Origin of the sequence: Paraburkholderia rhynchosiae (assembly GCF_002879865.1) — a bacterium.
GTDB classification, from domain to species: Bacteria; Pseudomonadota; Gammaproteobacteria; order Burkholderiales; family Burkholderiaceae; genus Paraburkholderia; species Paraburkholderia rhynchosiae.
Genome location: NZ_PNXY01000003.1, coordinates 237240 through 251986, shown reverse-complemented (window position 1 = coordinate 251986; position 14747 = coordinate 237240). Strand labels below are relative to the sequence as shown.

The 14747-nt window shown below is 62.2% G+C and carries 18 protein-coding genes; 2 read left to right on the top strand and 16 right to left on the bottom strand.

Annotation, left to right across the window (positions count from 1 at the left end; genetic code table 11):
* Positions 1 to 2 precede the first annotated feature (2 nt).
* The 12 genes from C0Z16_RS05845 to C0Z16_RS05785 all read right to left on the bottom strand — a co-directional run bounded on the left by C0Z16_RS05845 (position 3) and on the right by C0Z16_RS05785 (position 9891).
* A complete protein-coding gene (locus tag C0Z16_RS05845) occupies positions 3 to 1046 on the bottom strand; it encodes a MucB/RseB C-terminal domain-containing protein (protein WP_102631356.1) in 1044 nt (347 codons plus the stop codon).
* Between the two features lie 4 nt (positions 1047 to 1050).
* Complete coding sequence (locus C0Z16_RS05840; protein WP_102631355.1) at positions 1051 to 1683, bottom strand: sigma-E factor negative regulatory protein; 633 nt, start codon at positions 1681 to 1683, stop codon at positions 1051 to 1053.
* An 83-nt stretch (positions 1684 to 1766) separates the two neighbouring features.
* Complete coding sequence (gene rpoE / locus C0Z16_RS05835; protein WP_006051939.1) at positions 1767 to 2366, bottom strand: RNA polymerase sigma factor RpoE; 600 nt, start codon at positions 2364 to 2366, stop codon at positions 1767 to 1769.
* Between the two features lie 114 nt (positions 2367 to 2480).
* Positions 2481 to 2939 (bottom strand): protein YgfX, encoded by a 459-nt coding sequence (locus tag C0Z16_RS05830; RefSeq protein ID WP_322788907.1) that lies wholly within the window; start codon positions 2937 to 2939, stop codon positions 2481 to 2483.
* Positions 2940 to 2980: 41 nt separating this feature from the next.
* On the bottom strand, positions 2981 to 4219 hold the full coding sequence (gene fabF / locus C0Z16_RS05825; RefSeq protein ID WP_102631353.1) for a beta-ketoacyl-ACP synthase II: 1239 nt from the start codon (positions 4217 to 4219) through the stop codon (positions 2981 to 2983).
* Positions 4220 to 4450: 231 nt separating this feature from the next.
* The gene (acpP, locus tag C0Z16_RS05820; RefSeq protein ID WP_004197638.1) at positions 4451 to 4690 is read right to left on the bottom strand and encodes an acyl carrier protein; all 240 of its coding nucleotides are present in this window, start codon (positions 4688 to 4690) and stop codon (positions 4451 to 4453) included.
* 150 nt (positions 4691 to 4840) lie between these two features.
* Complete coding sequence (gene fabG / locus C0Z16_RS05815; protein ID WP_102631229.1) at positions 4841 to 5590, bottom strand: 3-oxoacyl-ACP reductase FabG; 750 nt, start codon at positions 5588 to 5590, stop codon at positions 4841 to 4843.
* 73 nt (positions 5591 to 5663) lie between these two features.
* Positions 5664 to 6599: an ACP S-malonyltransferase gene (gene fabD, locus C0Z16_RS05810; RefSeq protein ID WP_102631228.1), complete on the bottom strand. Its 936-nt coding sequence runs from the start codon at positions 6597 to 6599 to the stop codon at positions 5664 to 5666.
* Positions 6600 to 6697: 98 nt separating this feature from the next.
* Positions 6698 to 7687: a beta-ketoacyl-ACP synthase III gene (locus C0Z16_RS05805; protein WP_102631227.1), complete on the bottom strand. Its 990-nt coding sequence runs from the start codon at positions 7685 to 7687 to the stop codon at positions 6698 to 6700.
* Positions 7687 to 8793, bottom strand: coding sequence for a phosphate acyltransferase PlsX (plsX, locus tag C0Z16_RS05800; protein WP_102631226.1), 1107 nt, complete (start codon positions 8791 to 8793; stop codon positions 7687 to 7689). Before plsX ends, C0Z16_RS05805 begins: the two co-directional genes overlap by 1 nt.
* Before the next feature lie 172 nt (positions 8794 to 8965).
* A complete protein-coding gene (gene rpmF / locus C0Z16_RS05790) occupies positions 8966 to 9145 on the bottom strand; it encodes a 50S ribosomal protein L32 (protein ID WP_006051932.1) in 180 nt (59 codons plus the stop codon).
* A gap of 101 nt (positions 9146 to 9246) precedes the next feature.
* Positions 9247 to 9891 carry a DUF177 domain-containing protein gene (locus tag C0Z16_RS05785; protein WP_102631225.1) on the bottom strand — a complete coding sequence of 215 codons (645 nt, stop codon included), beginning with the start codon at positions 9889 to 9891 and terminating at the stop codon, positions 9247 to 9249.
* Between the two features lie 292 nt (positions 9892 to 10183).
* Here C0Z16_RS05785 and C0Z16_RS05780 point away from each other — a divergent pair, with 292 nt between their 5' ends.
* Together C0Z16_RS05780 and C0Z16_RS05775 are read left to right on the top strand one after the other, a co-directional pair.
* Positions 10184 to 10801 carry a Maf-like protein gene (locus tag C0Z16_RS05780; protein WP_102631224.1) on the top strand — a complete coding sequence of 206 codons (618 nt, stop codon included), beginning with the start codon at positions 10184 to 10186 and terminating at the stop codon, positions 10799 to 10801.
* Complete coding sequence (locus C0Z16_RS05775) at positions 10798 to 11517, top strand: SAM-dependent methyltransferase (RefSeq protein ID WP_102631223.1); 720 nt, start codon at positions 10798 to 10800, stop codon at positions 11515 to 11517. Before C0Z16_RS05780 ends, C0Z16_RS05775 begins: the two co-directional genes overlap by 4 nt.
* An 87-nt stretch (positions 11518 to 11604) precedes the next feature.
* Here C0Z16_RS05775 and C0Z16_RS05770 read toward each other — a convergent pair whose 3' ends face one another.
* From C0Z16_RS05770 to C0Z16_RS05755, 4 genes are read right to left on the bottom strand one after another with little or no spacing between them, the layout of a single operon-like run.
* On the bottom strand, positions 11605 to 12609 hold the full coding sequence (locus tag C0Z16_RS05770) for a S49 family peptidase (protein WP_102631222.1): 1005 nt from the start codon (positions 12607 to 12609) through the stop codon (positions 11605 to 11607).
* A 30-nt stretch (positions 12610 to 12639) separates the two neighbouring features.
* Positions 12640 to 13056 carry a Rieske (2Fe-2S) protein gene (locus tag C0Z16_RS05765; protein ID WP_102631221.1) on the bottom strand — a complete coding sequence of 139 codons (417 nt, stop codon included), beginning with the start codon at positions 13054 to 13056 and terminating at the stop codon, positions 12640 to 12642.
* Positions 13053 to 13712 carry an HAD-IA family hydrolase gene (locus tag C0Z16_RS05760; protein ID WP_102631220.1) on the bottom strand — a complete coding sequence of 220 codons (660 nt, stop codon included), beginning with the start codon at positions 13710 to 13712 and terminating at the stop codon, positions 13053 to 13055. Before C0Z16_RS05760 ends, C0Z16_RS05765 begins: the two co-directional genes overlap by 4 nt.
* Positions 13705 to 14730 (bottom strand): RluA family pseudouridine synthase, encoded by a 1026-nt coding sequence (locus C0Z16_RS05755; protein WP_102631219.1) that lies wholly within the window; start codon positions 14728 to 14730, stop codon positions 13705 to 13707. The genes C0Z16_RS05760 and C0Z16_RS05755 overlap by 8 nt, the downstream gene beginning before the upstream one ends.
* Positions 14731 to 14747 lie beyond the last annotated feature (17 nt).

Genomic DNA, 14747 nt, shown 5'->3' with positions numbered 1-14747 from the left:
GATTACTTCGGAGCCTTGTATTCTATGGCAGACGCAAATTGCTGCAACGTGGTCTGGGGCACTTCACCGAGCAGGGTAATCCAGAAGTCGCCGCGCCGCTTGACCAGCACATGCGTGGCGCCGCTGCTGCCCGCACCTTCCTTGCGCGTATTGTTCTCGACCGGTTCAACGAACACCGAAACGGCGGCAAGACCATCGGAGAACACGGCCTGATCCACCGGAATGGTCGGCTGGCCTGCTTCGCGTGCTGCCATGGGACGGCGCAATTCGCGGATCTTGCGAAAGCCCGGCACCGTGGGCGCGAACTGCCAGCCTTGCGCGGCCATGTCGACCGGCTCGACCGGCGGATGCACCACGGTCCACCCGGCGGTGTTGCGAATACCGTTGACAATGCCTGTCTTGTCGGTGGGCACGCCGATGCGAATCTGCGAGAACGACAGTTGCTCGAGCACCTGGCCGTTCGGATCGAGCGTCTGGGCGCGCAGCAGCAGGCCGGTCTTCTTGTCAGCCCAAAGCTTATAAGCGAAGCGATAGGCGTCTTTCGGATCAAGTTCGATCACCTGACTTTCGATGCCCGCCACCCGATCGTCGCCGAGCAGTTTGGGCTCATACACTGACAGCACCTGTTCGCCGCTTACAGCCAGCAGCGCCGGGAACGAGTCTTTATTCTGGCGTTTCTCGACCACGCACAAACGCCGCTCGGGCACGAACGTGTAGAGTTCGTCGTTATGACGAAGCATTTTGCGCGGCTTGCCGTCGAGGCTTTCGAGTTGCTCGAACTCACCGTCTGTCCGGGTTGCGTAGTGCGCGATCCGCGACGTTTGAACGAAGTTGCCCCGCTGATAGACGAACGCGCCCTCGTAGTTTTGTTGCTGCGCGGCGTGGTGAATGCGATCGAGGAGATCGGCGGCCGTACGACGAGCGATGAGCGGATCGTCAGTTTGTGCAAAGGCCCGCGGTGCCGCAGACAACAATACGGCTGCACACAACAGAAATGCCGGCAGCCGCCCCCAGATAGTCGTTTTATTCAACCGCAGAGTCTGCATCAAACTATTGGCCTTGCGTAGAGACTGCGGCAGCGCGAATCAGCGGCATCGAACCCGGCATGACCGGTTGTTGCGCGAATTGCTGATGAGCTTCCAGATACTGATCGAGACTCGCGTCGCGAATGATATTGGCGTCTTGCGCGACAGGCATCACGGTAGCCGTAGGCACGGACGCCATGGCGACCTTCCGCAGCGCGTCGCCATGCGAGGTCACCGAAGCGACCTGCGTCACGCCGGAACCGCCGGGCACGCCTTGCAGTTGCGGTACCACGATCCACGTCAAGGTGGCGGCCGCGGCAGCCACCGCGAAGGCCGGCACGACCCGGCGACGCAGCGCCAGCAGACGCCGTGCAACCGGCAATGCGGCGGGCGCAAGCAAGTGCGGCTCGCTTTCGAAGCGCGACGCGAATCCGCTCAGGAACGCGCCGCTCGCCGCGGAACTGACCGCGAGATCGTCGGAGCGCATTGCGTCGCCGATCAGGTGATAGCTGGACCACGCGGCGCGATCTTCGCCGTCCAGCCCGGACAGAAACTTATCCAGATTCAGATGCTCTTCGCGGAACAACTCCCCGTCGACAAAAGCGGACAGACGCTCGCCGCGCGAGCTGACTTGCGATTGCATCGAGACCGACCCCATGATGCTCCCCATCTTACAAAGACCCCATAGTGACACCACTAATCCAGATATTGCACCCGCGCCCCGTTCGGCCCGCCGGTGATTTACCAGCGCTTGCCTTCAGGTGTGTCAAGCAACGGACGCAATTTTGCCGCAATGGCTTCGCGAGCGCGGAAAATTCGCGATCTGACGGTGCCGATTGGGCAGCCCATCATCTCAGCGATTTCCTCGTAGCTCAAACCTTCAATTTCACGAAGAGTAATGGCGGTACGCAGCTCTTCCGGTAAAACCGCCATTGCAGCATTGACCGTCTCGGCGATCTGCTTGCTCATCAACATCGACTCAGGCGTGTTGATATCCCTTAGTTGGTCGGCGTCCGAGAAAGTTTCAGCTTCTTCAGCATCTGCTTCCGTCGAAGTCGGCGCGCGCCGGCCTTGGGTCGCAAGGTAGTTCTTTGCCGTGTTGACCGCAATCCGGTACAACCACGTATAAAAAGCCGATTCCCCGCGAAATTGCGGCAACGCGCGGTACGCCTTGATAAAAGCGTCTTGCGCAACGTCTTCCACTTCGGCCGGGTCGCGCACGAGGCGCGAGATCAGCCGGAGAATCTTGCGGTGGTATTTGGAGACCAGAAGCTCGAACGCGGCCTTGTCGCCCTTCTGGACGCGCTCGACCAGCACCTGATCAATTTCTTTTTCGCTCACCTGATAAATCCGTTAACTATAGGGCGCATGACGGGGCACCATTGTAGCGTCCCGCTCAATGGGGCACGTTACCGCGGTAATGGCGCGCGGTAACAGCGGTTACAGCCGTTACAGTCAGGCCCCGGCGCGGCGCCGGCCGCGCACCGCCAATTCGCGGAAAACGGCTGGCGGAACCGCATCGGCGGGAACGAGCAGCGCTTGCCGGCGGCCCTCATCCGGTGTCACGGTGAGTACCAGCAAACGGTCGCTCCAGTGCGCGCAGCCGGTAATGCGCCCTTGCACAGACAGAACGCCGGTTCGTCCCCAGGCAGCGATGCCCTCGCGTCCGATTTTCAGTGCGACAGGTCGTGTCTGATCGTGCCGCACCGAACAAAGCGCGAGGAGCGCAAGCGCGGCAAGCGTCAACGGAACCGCCTGCCACGCGCCAAGCCACGACGCTACGCAGCTATAAACGGCCCATGACGCCGTCAGCGCGAAAACAGCCAACGCAGCGCGCATGGCAATGGAGCGCCGCAGCGCGATTCGCTGCGGCGCTCCATCGGGCGTAGCCGTTTCACGGGAAAGCGCCGGCATAGCCGGCGCCGTCGGCTGGCGCGTCATCCGGCCGGCAGGGATCAGGTGCGCTTGAAGACGAGCGTGCCGTTCGTGCCGCCGAACCCGAACGAGTTCTTCAGCGCGACGTCGATCTTCATCTCTCGTGCGGTGTTAGCGCAGTAGTCCAGGTCGCATTCCGGGTCCTGGTTGAAGATGTTGATCGTAGGCGGCGACACTTGATGATGCACCGCAAGCACCGTGAACACGGACTCGAGACCGCCGGCGCCACCGAGGAGGTGACCCGTCATCGACTTGGTCGAATTCACGACGATGTCTTTGGCGTGGTCGCCGAAAGCGCGCTTGATGCCGGTCGTCTCTGCCAGATCGCCGAGCGGTGTGGACGTGCCGTGCGCGTTCAGGTAATTCACCTGATCGGCGTTGATGCCCGCGTTCTTCATGGCCGCGAGCATGCAGCGGCGCGCGCCGTCGCCGTCTTCCAACGGTGCAGTCATGTGATAGGCGTCGCCGCTCATCCCATAGCCGCCGACTTCGGCGTAAATCTTCGCGCCGCGAGCCTTCGCGTGCTCATACTCTTCGAGCACCATCACGCCGGCGCCTTCGCCGAGCACGAAACCGTCGCGATCCTTGTCCCACGGACGGCTCGCCGTCGCCGGGTCGTCGTTGCGTTGCGACAGCGCACGCGCCGCCGCAAAGCCGCCGATCCCGAGCGGCGACACCGTCGATTCCGCACCGCCCGCGATCATCACGTCGGCGTCGCCGTATTCGATCAGGCGCGAAGCCTCGCCGATACAGTGCAGACCCGTGGTGCACGCGGTGACGATAGCGAGATTCGGACCCTTGATGCCGAACTTGATCGACAGATGGCCCGAGATCATGTTGATGATCGACGCCGGCACGAAGAACGGCGAGATGCGGCGCGGGCCGCGATTGAGCAGTTCGGTTTGCGTGACCTCGATCATCGGCAGACCGCCGATGCCCGAACCGACCACGACGCCGATGCGCTCCGAATTCTCGTCGGTGACTTCAAGGCCGCTGTCCTGCATCGCCTGGATGCCTGCAGCCACGCCGTAATGGATGAACGTATCCATGTGGCGCGCTTCCTTACCGGGGATGTAGTCCTCGATATTGAAGCCCTTCACCTCGCCGGCGAAACGAGTCGAAAAGTTCGACGCGTCGAACTTCGTGATATTGGCAATACCCGACTTGCCGGCGACCAGATTGGCCCAGCCGTCGGCAACATTATTGCCAACAGGCGAAATCAGCCCCAGGCCTGTAACAACAACACGACGGCGGCTCACGGTAACCCCTTTTTCATAGATGACAAAAGCAAAAGCCACAGCGGCCACAGGAACCTGCCCTGTGCACCCTGTGGCTGTTAAGTCGGTAATCGCGCGGAAAGTTGCGCTGTCAACATCGCAGGCTCCTGCACGGCAGACGGCGCGCCAAAAAATGCCAGCCCCGCAGGCGTCGGCAACCGACACGGCAGGGCGTCATACGCCGCACACGCAGAAACGCAGGCGCGAATGACTTTAGGCCTTGACGTTCGCGCGAGCGTAGTCGATCGCTTGCTGAACAGTGGTGATCTTCTCGGCTTCTTCATCCGGAATTTCCATGCCGAATTCGTCTTCGAGGGCCATCACGAGTTCAACCGTGTCCAGCGAGTCGGCGCCGAGGTCGTTCACGAACGAAGCTTCGTTCTTGATTTCCGCTTCGGCCACGCCCAGTTGTTCTGCGACGATCTTCTTGACGCGCTGTTCGATATTGTCCATTACCCCTCCAAGGGAAAGAAGTTCAAAAATACAGGTGCGCGCATTTTATCAGGTTTGACCCGGCAAAAAAGCGGCGCATCAGGTTGCTGTCAAGGCATGCGCCTTACGCATTTGCAAACGCATCAAGGCGCGGATAGTAACCGAATTTGGTTACGACATGTACATTCCGCCGTTCACATGCATCGTCGTGCCGGTGATATAACCCGCTTGCGGCGACGCGAGGAATGCGACAGCGTGTGCGATATCTTCAGGGCTGCCGAGGCGGCCCAGCGGAATCTGCGTTTTCAGCGCGGTTTGCTGCTCTTCCGGCAACGTGCGCGTCATGTCGGTGTCGATGAAGCCAGGCGCGACGCAATTGACCGTGATGCCTCGACTGCCGATCTCGCGTGCAAGCGCGCGCGTCATGCCGGCCACGCCCGCTTTCGCCGCGGCGTAGTTGATCTGCCCGGGGTTGCCCGCCGAACCGACCACCGACGTAATGTTGATGATGCGGCCGCCCTTCGCCTTCATCATCGGACGCAGCACCGCGCGCGACAGACGGAACACCGACTTGAGATTGGTGTCGACCACCGCGTCCCAGTCGTCGTCCTTCATGCGCATGGCGAGTTGGTCCTGGGTGATGCCGGCGTTGTTCACGAGCACGTGCAGCGCGCCGAATTCCTTCACCGTGCCGTCGATCAGCGCTTCCGCAGCAGCCGCATCGTTCACGTCGAGCACGGCGCCGCGGCCGCTCACGCCGGCCGCGTTAAACGCTTCGCTGATCGCTGCCGCGCCGCTTTCGCTGGTCGCCGTGCCGATCACCGTTGCGCCCTGGCGCGCGAGTTCCATAGCGATGGCGCGGCCAATGCCGCGCGAGGCGCCCGTTACGATTGCGATCTGCTTATCGAGAGTCTTTTCCATCTGTCGGTCCGGATGCCCTTCGGAGGGCTGATTGATTGCTGATGCCTGTTGCTGCGTCTTTGCGATGCCGTGCTCAGCCTGCCGTCACGAGCTTGAGCGTTTCTTCGAGAGAGGCAGGATCGGACACGGAAGCGCCAATCAGATTGCCGTCGATACGCTTCGTCAGGCCCGCAAGGACCTTGCCAGGCCCGCATTCGACGACGTGTGTGGCGCCTTGAGCCGCCATGGCCTGCACGCTCTCAACCCAGCGCACCGCGCCGGCCGCCTGGCGCACCAGTGCGTCTTTGATCTGCGCGGGCTCGTTCACGATGGCGACGTCGACATTGTTGATGACGGGGATCGACGGCACCTGAACATTCACGCTTGCCAGATACTCGCGCAACTGGTCAGACGCGGGCTTTAGCAGCGATGAGTGGAACGGCGCGGAAACCGGCAGTGGCAACGCACGCTTCGCGCCCTTCGCCTTCGCTACTTCGCAGGCCTTCTCGACGGCCGCCTTGTGGCCCGCGATCACGACCTGCGCCGGTGCATTGAAATTGACCGCTTCGACGACGCCCGTCGCCGACGCTTCAGCGCACACCGCGCGCACCGTGTCGTCGTCGAGACCGAGAATCGCCGCCATGCCGCCTTCGCCGACCGGCACAGCCGTTTGCATGGCCTGCGCGCGAAAGCGCACCAGCGGCACGGCATCGCGAAATGCGAGTGCACCGGCCGCGACGAGCGCCGTGTATTCGCCGAGACTATGACCGGCGACGATCGCCGGCACGGGGCCGCCCGCCTGCTGCCACGCGCGGTAGATCGCGTAGGCGGCCGTCAGCATGACCGGCTGTGTATTTGTAGTGAGATTCAGATCTTCGGCGGGGCCTTCGGCGATCAGCTTGCGAAGGTCCTGATTAAGCGCGTCGGACGCTTCCTGAACCGTCTCGCGCACAATCGCCTGATCGGCGAAAGCGTTGAGCATGCCGACCGATTGCGAACCCTGTCCGGGAAAAACGAACGCAAATTTCATATCGTCCCCAAAATCGATTTAGTCAGATGTGAGTTGCGCGCGGCTCAAAGGCACGCGGCGCGGGGCGCCCTGAACGGCGCCCGAACTCAGCCGCGCTATCAGTAGCGGATGACCGATGCGCCCCACGTGAAGCCGCCGCCGACGCCTTCGATCAGCACGTTCTGGCCGCGCTTGATGCGGCCGTCGCGCACCGCGACGTCGAATGCGAGCGGAATGGACGCAGCCGACGTATTGCCGTGCTCGCCCACCGTGACAACCATGCGTTCCTGCGGCAAGCCGAGTTTGCGGCAAGTGCTTTGCATGATGCGGATGTTGGCCTGGTGCGGAATTAGCCAGTCGATCTGGTCGGCCGAAAGATTCGCTTTCTCGAGCGCCTCGACCGCGACCTTTTCGAGCACGTTGACGGCCAGCTTGAATACCGCTTGCCCGTCCATGTGCAGGAACGCGCTGCCGGCCACGATGCCCCCGTTCACGTTGCCCGGCGTGCAGAGAATGCTCGAATGGCTGCCGTCCGCGTGCAATGCGCTCGCGAGCACGCCCGGCTCTTCGGACGCCTGCAGAATAACCGCGCCAGCGCCGTCGCCGAACAGCACGCACGTGGTGCGGTCATTGAAATCCAGAATGCGCGAGAACGTTTCCGCACCGATGACGAGCGCCGTGCGATGCTGGCCGCCGCGAATCAGGCTGTCCGCCATGGCTACGGCATAGGCGAAACCGGAGCAGACGGCCTGCACGTCGAAAGCAGCGCCGTGATTCTTGATGCCGAGCTTGTTTTGCAACAGGCAAGCCGTGCTCGGGAACACGAAGTCAGGCGTGGAGGTAGCAACGATGATCAGATCGATGGCTTGCGGGTCGATGTCCGCCGCTTCGATCGCCCGCTGCGACGCGAACAGTGCGAGGTCGCTCGTGGTGACGTCAGGATCCGCGAAGTGACGTGCATGGATGCCCGTGCGGGCCACGATCCATTCGTCGCTCGTCTCGACGCCTTGCTTCGCCAGACGCTCAGCGAGGTCCTGATTGGTGACGCGCGCGGGCGGCAGATAGCTGCCGGTTCCGAGGACGCGGGAATAAATTGTCGATTGAGCCATTATGCCTTCGAGGATTGCGCAGCGTAGGGCTCGGCCGGCTGGCCTGCAATGGGGCTTGCGTGGCCCGCACCGCTCGCGTCGCGCGCTGCCGGTTCAAGAGAACCGGCGTTCTCTTCCATCGCTTGCGCAAGGCGCTCCAGCACGCCGTTTTTGACGGCATCATACCCGCGTTTGATAGCCCACTCAAACGCGTAGGCATCCGCGGAACCGTGGCTTTTGATCACCAGTCCGCGCAGCCCAAGCAACGCGGCACCATTGTATTGCCGATGATCGACGCGCTTCTTGAAGCGCATCAATACGGGCAACGCGAGGACCGCCATCACTTTGGTGAGCCATGAACGGCCGAACTCTTCCTTGATGATGTTCGACAGCATCTGCGCGAGGCCTTCTGACGTCTTCAGCGCCACGTTGCCGACGAAACCGTCGCACACGATCACGTCGACCGTGCCCTTGAAGATGTCGTTGCCTTCAACGTTGCCGTGAAAGTTCAGCGTGCTGGCGCGCAGCAGCTCGCCGGCACGTTTGATGGTGTCGTTGCCCTTGATGACTTCTTCGCCGATATTCAGGAGCCCGATGGTGGGCCGCTCGCGGCCTTCAAGCGCAGACACGAGCGCGTGCCCCATTTCCGCGAACTGCAGCAAATGCTGCGGTTCGCAGTCGACGTTGGCGCCCAGGTCGAGCATCATCGTGTAGCCATTGGGGTTCGGCAAGGCGGACGCAATTGCCGGGCGCTCGATGCCCGACAGCGTTTTCAGCACATAACGCGAGACCGCCATCAGCGCGCCGGTGTTGCCGGCGGAAATGCAGGCTTGCGCCTCGCCTTCCTTGACGCGATTCAGCGCGACGCGCATGGATGAGTCTTTTTTCTTGCGCAGCGCGACTTCGACCGAATCGTCCATGGCGACGATCTCGGAAGCGGATACGACTGTCAGCGCCGGCAGGTCCTGAGCCTTCAACTTCTTCAGCTGCGCACGAATCGCACTTTCAATGCCGACGAGCAGCAGCTGCGCGTCGGGATGCGAGCGAACGAAGTTGACGGCAGCGGGAACGGTCACGGACGGGCCGTGGTCGCCTCCCATGCAATCTATCGTGAGCTTTACTGTCATGGAGTGCGGCGAATTTCAGACGCTCTGCATGGGATTGCAGTCAGCGTTGAAGCTCAAACTGCGATCGACACAAAAAAGCGGCAGTTGAATGCCGCCTTTTTGCCGAGCCGGGAAAATGTCAAGCGAGCTGATCGCCACGCGAAACGCCGGTGGGCGCAACGCAGTGAAACGATTAGTCGTTCTTCGTCTTGACGACTTTCTTACCGCGATAGTAGCCGTTCGGGCTGACGTGGTGACGCAGATGCACTTCGCCCGTGCTCGGTTCCACGGCCAGCGGCGCCGCCGTCAGGAAATCGTGCGAACGGTGCATGCCGCGCTTCGACGGCGACTTCTTATTTTGCTGAACTGCCATGACTAACTCCTAAAAATTTTCCGAATTCTAACACAGCCCGATCCGGTCTCCGCCACTGGCCGAATGGCCAATGCGCCCGCATCGCGCTTCCATGCAACTGTTCAGTGCTTCTTGTCGTCCGGCTCACCGCGCTTGAGACTTTCGAGCGCCGCAAACGGATTCGGCCGCTCGGGCTCGCTGCCCTCACCGGCTTCGTCCACCGCAGCTTCGTCGCCCTCGCCTTCTGCACCGGCCACACCAGAGACAAGACTCTCGTGCACCTCGGGACAAACCTCGTGCTTGGGCACGAGCGGCAAGGAAAGCAGCAACTCTTCTTCGATCAAGTCGACGAGATCGAACTGGCGCGAGCCCACGATCACTTCGACTTCGTCCTCATCGAGCGGAAACTCTTCGGCTTCCGCCTCAGTGCTGACGATCCTATAGGTTGCGTCGACGTTGAACGCCTGCGAATACGGTGTCATGCACCGCTGACATTCGAGCCATGCAGCGCCGTGAATCGCCAACCTCAAATACGGCTGGGGGCCCTCGGTGCCGTCGTCCTGCAATTCCGGCTGCGTCGCCCCTTCCGCTTGCCAGGTGAACGCTGTGTCGCGGTCTGGCGCTTCTGCCGGGACTTCGTTTAACATGCGCGGCAGTTGCGAGACGCGCACGACACCCGCGGCCTGCCGCCCACTCCGCGCAAATTCGAAAAGATCAAGCTCATGCGGGTCGGACAGACCAGCAGGTTTGCCAGGATGTTGAGTCATGTGCGCTCCTGCGTCGGCAAGGATTTCGCCGGGTAAATCACGGGTTAAACCAGTTTGCAAGGCAGCCCGCGAAACTTCAGCGCCGCGCCATTAAGCATTGTCGCCGCGCTGTATTTGCAACCGCAGCAAACCGCGCGACTCTGGCACGCACCGAGGCCCGCTTGACGCAAGCATACCGATGAAAAGCCCGAAATCATATCCGTTTTGTCTTTTCGAGTCAAACACTTAAGCCCGTACAAGCGCGATTCGCGCGCAACCTGGTACGCCCCGCCCTTTTAGCCGTTGATCGACCATGCCAGATTCCCCCAAACGCCCGCCACGCCTGATTCTGGCGTCGAGCTCGCCGTATCGCCGCGAGCTGCTTGAACGCCTGCGCATTCCGTTCGACGTGGCCGTGCCCGCGATCGACGAAACTCCGCGCGCCGGCGAAACGCCCGACGCCACCGCGTTGCGGCTCGCCGAAGCAAAGGCACGCGCGGTGGCCGACGGACTGCCCGCCGACGAAGCCGCTCTCGTCATCGGTTCGGACCAAGTCGCCACTTACGACGGCCTGCAAATCGGCAAACCGGGCACTCACGACAAGGCGCTAGCGCAGTTACAGGCTATGCGAGGCCGCGAAGTGCTGTTTCATAGCGCGCTGTGCCTGTTCGACAGCCGCTCGGGCGCGGCGCAAACCGTCGATGTCATTACCCGCGTGCAATTCCGTAATCTGCCGGATGCCGCGCTCCAATCCTATCTGCTCGCCGAAACGCCTTACGACGTCGCGGGTAGCGCGAAATCCGAGGGGCTCGGCATCGCGCTGCTCGAAGCGATCCATTCCGACGATCCGACTGCCCTCGTCGGCCTGCCGCTGATCGCGCTGTCGCGCATGCTGCTGACGGCGGGTTATCCGCTATTGGGGGCGCAATGAGCGGCACGCTCTATTTGATCCCGAATACGCTTGGCGAAGGCGACGCTGACGCGCTCGACGCCGTCCTGCCCGCCCCGGTGCGCGCCCGCGCCGCGGCGCTTCACTACTACATCGGCGAAAACGCGAAGACCACGCGCGCATTCCTGAAGAAAGTCGGCACCGATCGGCCGATTCAGGAAATCCAGATTCGCGAACTGAACGTCAATACGCCGGCCGGCGAGATCGACAAGCTGCTCGCGCCGGTTCTGGCCGGCACGGACGCCGGTCTCGTATCCGAAGCCGGTTGCCCGGCGGTCGCCGATCCGGGCGCGCTGCTGGTGCGCCGGGCGCACGAGCGTGGCGTGAAGGTCGTGCCGTTTGTGGGACCAAGCTCGATTCTGCTGGCCTTGATGGCTTCCGGGCTCAACGGCCAAAGCTTCGCGTTCCACGGCTATCTGCCGGTCGACGCAGCCGAGCGGGCCAAGCGCCTGCGCGATCTCGAAACGCAGTCGCGCAAGGGCAAGCAGACGCAGATCTTTATTGAGACGCCTTACCGCAACCGCGCGCTGCTCGACACGTTGCTGGCGAGCTGCGCGCCGTCCACACTCGTTTGCGTCGCGGTGGATTTGACGCTGGAGAGCGAAACCATCCGCAGTCACACGGTGACCGACTGGAAAAAGAAACCGGCGATCGACCTGCACAAGCGGCCGGCCATTTTTCTGATATTGGCCGTTTGAGCGAGCCTGGCCGTGTTCGCTTGCAAAAAGCCCCGCGCGATCTGACGGACCGCGCGGGGCTTTAAGGTATTCGGGAAAGCTTCAGGCTCAACGCAAATTCAGCTTCCCGCCAAGTGCCATCGCATGCACGGCGCCGCTGCCCACCGCCGCGCCAAATTTACGCGCGACGCGATCCGTAATGCTCTCCTTGACCGTGTAGTCGACGATGTCCGGCGCCTTGATAATCTCGCGCGCCACGTAGTTCGCATCGCCCAGACCGTCCGCGAGACCAAGTTCGATGCTCTTCTCGCCGGTCCAGAAAAGCCCGGAGAACATGTCCGGCGTTTCGTGGAGGCGCTTACCGCGGCCCTGGCGCACCGCCTCGATAAACTGCGCGTGAATCTGATCGAGCATGTCTTGCGCGTGCTGGTCCATCTTCGGTGTTTCGGGGGAGAACGGGTCAAAAAAACCCTTGTTCTCGCCCGATGTGTGCAGTCGACGCTGGATGCCCAGCTTGTCCATCAAGCCGGTGAAGCCGAAACTGTCCATCAGCACACCGATCGAGCCCACGATGCTCGCCTTGTCGACGTAAATCTTGTCGCCGGCAGCCGCCGCGTAATATCCGCCTGACGCGCACATATCCCCAACCACCACGTAGAGCGGAATTGACGGATGTTTCGCGCGCAATCGCCGGATTCCGTCGTAAATGATGCCCGCCTGAACCGGACTTCCGCCTGGACTATTGCAGCGCAGGATGACGCCCGCCGTACCGGCATCGTCGAACGCGCTTTCCAGCGCCGTGTTGATATCTTCAGCGTTCGCGTTGGAACCTGCGGAAATTTCCCCATCGAGCGCGATCAACGCCGTATGACGGCCCGTGGCCGCAAGCTTGTCGCCGGAAAAATCGAGCGCGCCCCAGATCAGCAGCCCGAGTATCGCCAAGGCAAGGAAGCGGAAAAAAATCTTCCACCGGCGCGCAGCCCGCTGTTCGTCAATGGCGGCGAGCGCAATGCGTTCGAGCGCGGCGCGCTCCCAGCCGGGTTCATCGGCGGGAATGCGGGACCGACCGGTCATAGACGGGTCCTTTGTCTCAGGAGTCAAATTGTCGGACATGCGGGCAGTGGAATATTTCAGGAAGACAAATCAGGACTCGGCCGGGAGGAGTTCGCCGTCGGGCAGCCAGAAAACCGCGCGGCCTTCGGGCGTATCACGCTCGTCCACGTGAAGCGCTCGCAGCCGGCCGCCACGACACGGACCGCCGACGCATTTGCCGGTATCCGGCGCGTAAATCGCCCCATGGGTGGCGCACATCAAGTATAAACCGGACGATTCGAAGAACTGGCCCTCGGCCCAATCCAGCTCCATGGGCACGTGGGCGCAGCGGTTCAGGTAACCGTACGCGCGGCCGTCGTAGCGGACGAAAAATACCACCACTCCTTCAGCGCCAACCCTGGCGGCACGCCGAACGCCGGCGCCGCCGTCGACCAGTTCCTCCGACGCGCAGATGCGCACGGCGTGCACCGCCGCTTCGGTTGCCGCCCTGTTCGCATCCGCACTCATGCGTTTTCTCTCAACCAGCCCGACAGTGCATTGACGCTCGACGCAACGTATTTCGGCGAGAGCGCGCTCAACGATCCGGCCGGATGCGCGCCGTAGGTCACACCGATGCCCGCGACTCCGGCGTTGATCGCCATCTGCAAATCATGCGTCGTGTCGCCGACCATCACCGTGCGCACCGGGTCCTGCCCGAGCTCGCGCGTCAATTCGTGCAACATGGCGGGATGCGGCTTGGAAAACGTCTCGTCCGCGCAACGCGTGCCGTCGAACAGGCTGGTAAGCCGCACCTGGTCGAGCGCGCGATTCAGCCCCACGCGGCTTTTGCCCGTCGCCACGGCCAGCAGATAGCCCTGATCGCGCAGTTCCTGCAGCATCTCGCGCACGCCGACGAACAATTCCGTAGTCTGGTCTTTTACCAGATAGTGAAAACGGTAGCGCTCGGCGAGGCGCGGATAGTCGCTCGGATCGAGCGTGGGCGCGGCGATTTGCAGCGCGTCGCGCAGGCCGAGGCCGATGACATAGCTCGCCGCTTCGTCCGCTGGAACCGGCAGACCGAGATCGCGGCACGCCGCCTGGATGCTGCGCGTGATGTGCGCGGTCGAATCCATCAGCGTCCCGTCCCAGTCGAAGACAATCAGGTCAAATTGCTCTCTAGCCATGCGGTGCCGTCTCCGGGTGTGACCCATTTCGTAATTCGTTGAGCTGCGCGATGAAGCTGCGGCATTCCGCCGGCAACGGCGCCTCGAACTGCAGCGGCGCGCCGGTTGCCGGGTGCGTCAGCTTGAGCCGGTAAGCGTGCAGGAACATGCGCTTCAGGCCGGGCTTCGCATTCGCGCGAGCCAGCGCCTTGTTCAGCGCGAAGTCCCCGTATTTAGCGTCTCCAACGATTGGCAGTTCCAGATGCTGCAAATGGACGCGAATCTGATGCGTGCGGCCCGTCTTCAGTTCCGCCTCCAGCAGCGCGTACTCCGGCCAGCGGTCGATCAGATTGAAGACCGTGTGCGACGCCAGGCCGTCGGCCTGGACACGAACGCGCCGCTCGCCGTCCGCGGTCAGATATTTGTGCAGCGGCTCCTTGACGGCCCGGCGGCGGCCCCAGTCGCTCGCCCAATCGCCGTGAACGCAAGCATAGTAGCGCTTATCCATCTTGTTCTCGCGAATCTGGTCGTGCAGATGCACGAGCGCCGAGCGCTTCTTTGCGAGCATCAGAATGCCGGACGTTTCGCGGTCCAGCCGATGCACGAGTTCGAGGAACTTCGCCTGCGGGCGCGCCTCGCGCATCTGCTCGATCACGCCGAACGCGACGCCGCTGCCGCCATGGACAGCCACGCCAGCCGGTTTGTCGATCACCAGCAGATGGTCGTCTTCGAAGATGATCCTGAACTCCGCGCTCGGCACGGCCGTCCGAGCGGCCGCCTCGTTGGGCTGCGCGACACGAATGGGCGGCACGCGCACCAGATCGCCCAGTTCCAAACGGTACTGCGCGTCTATCCGCCCCTTATTCACGCGCACTTCCCCGCTGCGCAAGATGCGGTAAATATGGCTTTTCGGGACGCCTTTACAGACGCGCAAGAGAAAATTGTCGATGCGCTGTCCGGCCGCACTATCGTCGATCTCGATCATCGAGACCTGGTCGCTTGCGACCGATTTCTGGGATATTTTGCCTAACTCTTTCATTCTGAATATAATTTGCC

Excerpts from the sequence above, each read along its gene's own strand:
- C0Z16_RS05785 (WP_102631225.1), bottom strand. The coding sequence starts at position 9,891 with ATGACTCAACATCCTGGCAAACCTGCTGGTCTGTCCGACCCGCATGAG.
- fabD (WP_102631228.1), bottom strand. The coding sequence starts at position 6,599 with ATGAAATTTGCGTTCGTTTTTCCCGGACAGGGTTCGCAATCGGTCGGC.
- C0Z16_RS05760 (WP_102631220.1), bottom strand. The coding sequence starts at position 13,712 with ATGGCTAGAGAGCAATTTGACCTGATTGTCTTCGACTGGGACGGGACG.
- C0Z16_RS05840 (WP_102631355.1), bottom strand. The coding sequence starts at position 1,683 with ATGGGGTCGGTCTCGATGCAATCGCAAGTCAGCTCGCGCGGCGAGCGT.
- C0Z16_RS05845 (WP_102631356.1), bottom strand. The coding sequence starts at position 1,046 with ATGCAGACTCTGCGGTTGAATAAAACGACTATCTGGGGGCGGCTGCCG.
- acpP (WP_004197638.1), bottom strand. The coding sequence starts at position 4,690 with ATGGACAATATCGAACAGCGCGTCAAGAAGATCGTCGCAGAACAACTG.
- C0Z16_RS05830 (WP_322788907.1), bottom strand. The coding sequence starts at position 2,939 with ATGCCGGCGCTTTCCCGTGAAACGGCTACGCCCGATGGAGCGCCGCAG.
- C0Z16_RS05755 (WP_102631219.1), bottom strand. The coding sequence starts at position 14,730 with ATGAAAGAGTTAGGCAAAATATCCCAGAAATCGGTCGCAAGCGACCAG.
- rpmF (WP_006051932.1), bottom strand. The coding sequence starts at position 9,145 with ATGGCAGTTCAGCAAAATAAGAAGTCGCCGTCGAAGCGCGGCATGCAC.
- C0Z16_RS05805 (WP_102631227.1), bottom strand. The coding sequence starts at position 7,687 with ATGGCTCAATCGACAATTTATTCCCGCGTCCTCGGAACCGGCAGCTAT.
- plsX (WP_102631226.1), bottom strand. The coding sequence starts at position 8,793 with ATGACAGTAAAGCTCACGATAGATTGCATGGGAGGCGACCACGGCCCG.
- C0Z16_RS05770 (WP_102631222.1), bottom strand. The coding sequence starts at position 12,609 with ATGTCCGACAATTTGACTCCTGAGACAAAGGACCCGTCTATGACCGGT.
- C0Z16_RS05775 (WP_102631223.1), top strand. The coding sequence starts at position 10,798 with ATGAGCGGCACGCTCTATTTGATCCCGAATACGCTTGGCGAAGGCGAC.
- C0Z16_RS05765 (WP_102631221.1), bottom strand. The coding sequence starts at position 13,056 with ATGAGTGCGGATGCGAACAGGGCGGCAACCGAAGCGGCGGTGCACGCC.
- fabG (WP_102631229.1), bottom strand. The coding sequence starts at position 5,590 with ATGGAAAAGACTCTCGATAAGCAGATCGCAATCGTAACGGGCGCCTCG.
- C0Z16_RS05780 (WP_102631224.1), top strand. The coding sequence starts at position 10,184 with ATGCCAGATTCCCCCAAACGCCCGCCACGCCTGATTCTGGCGTCGAGC.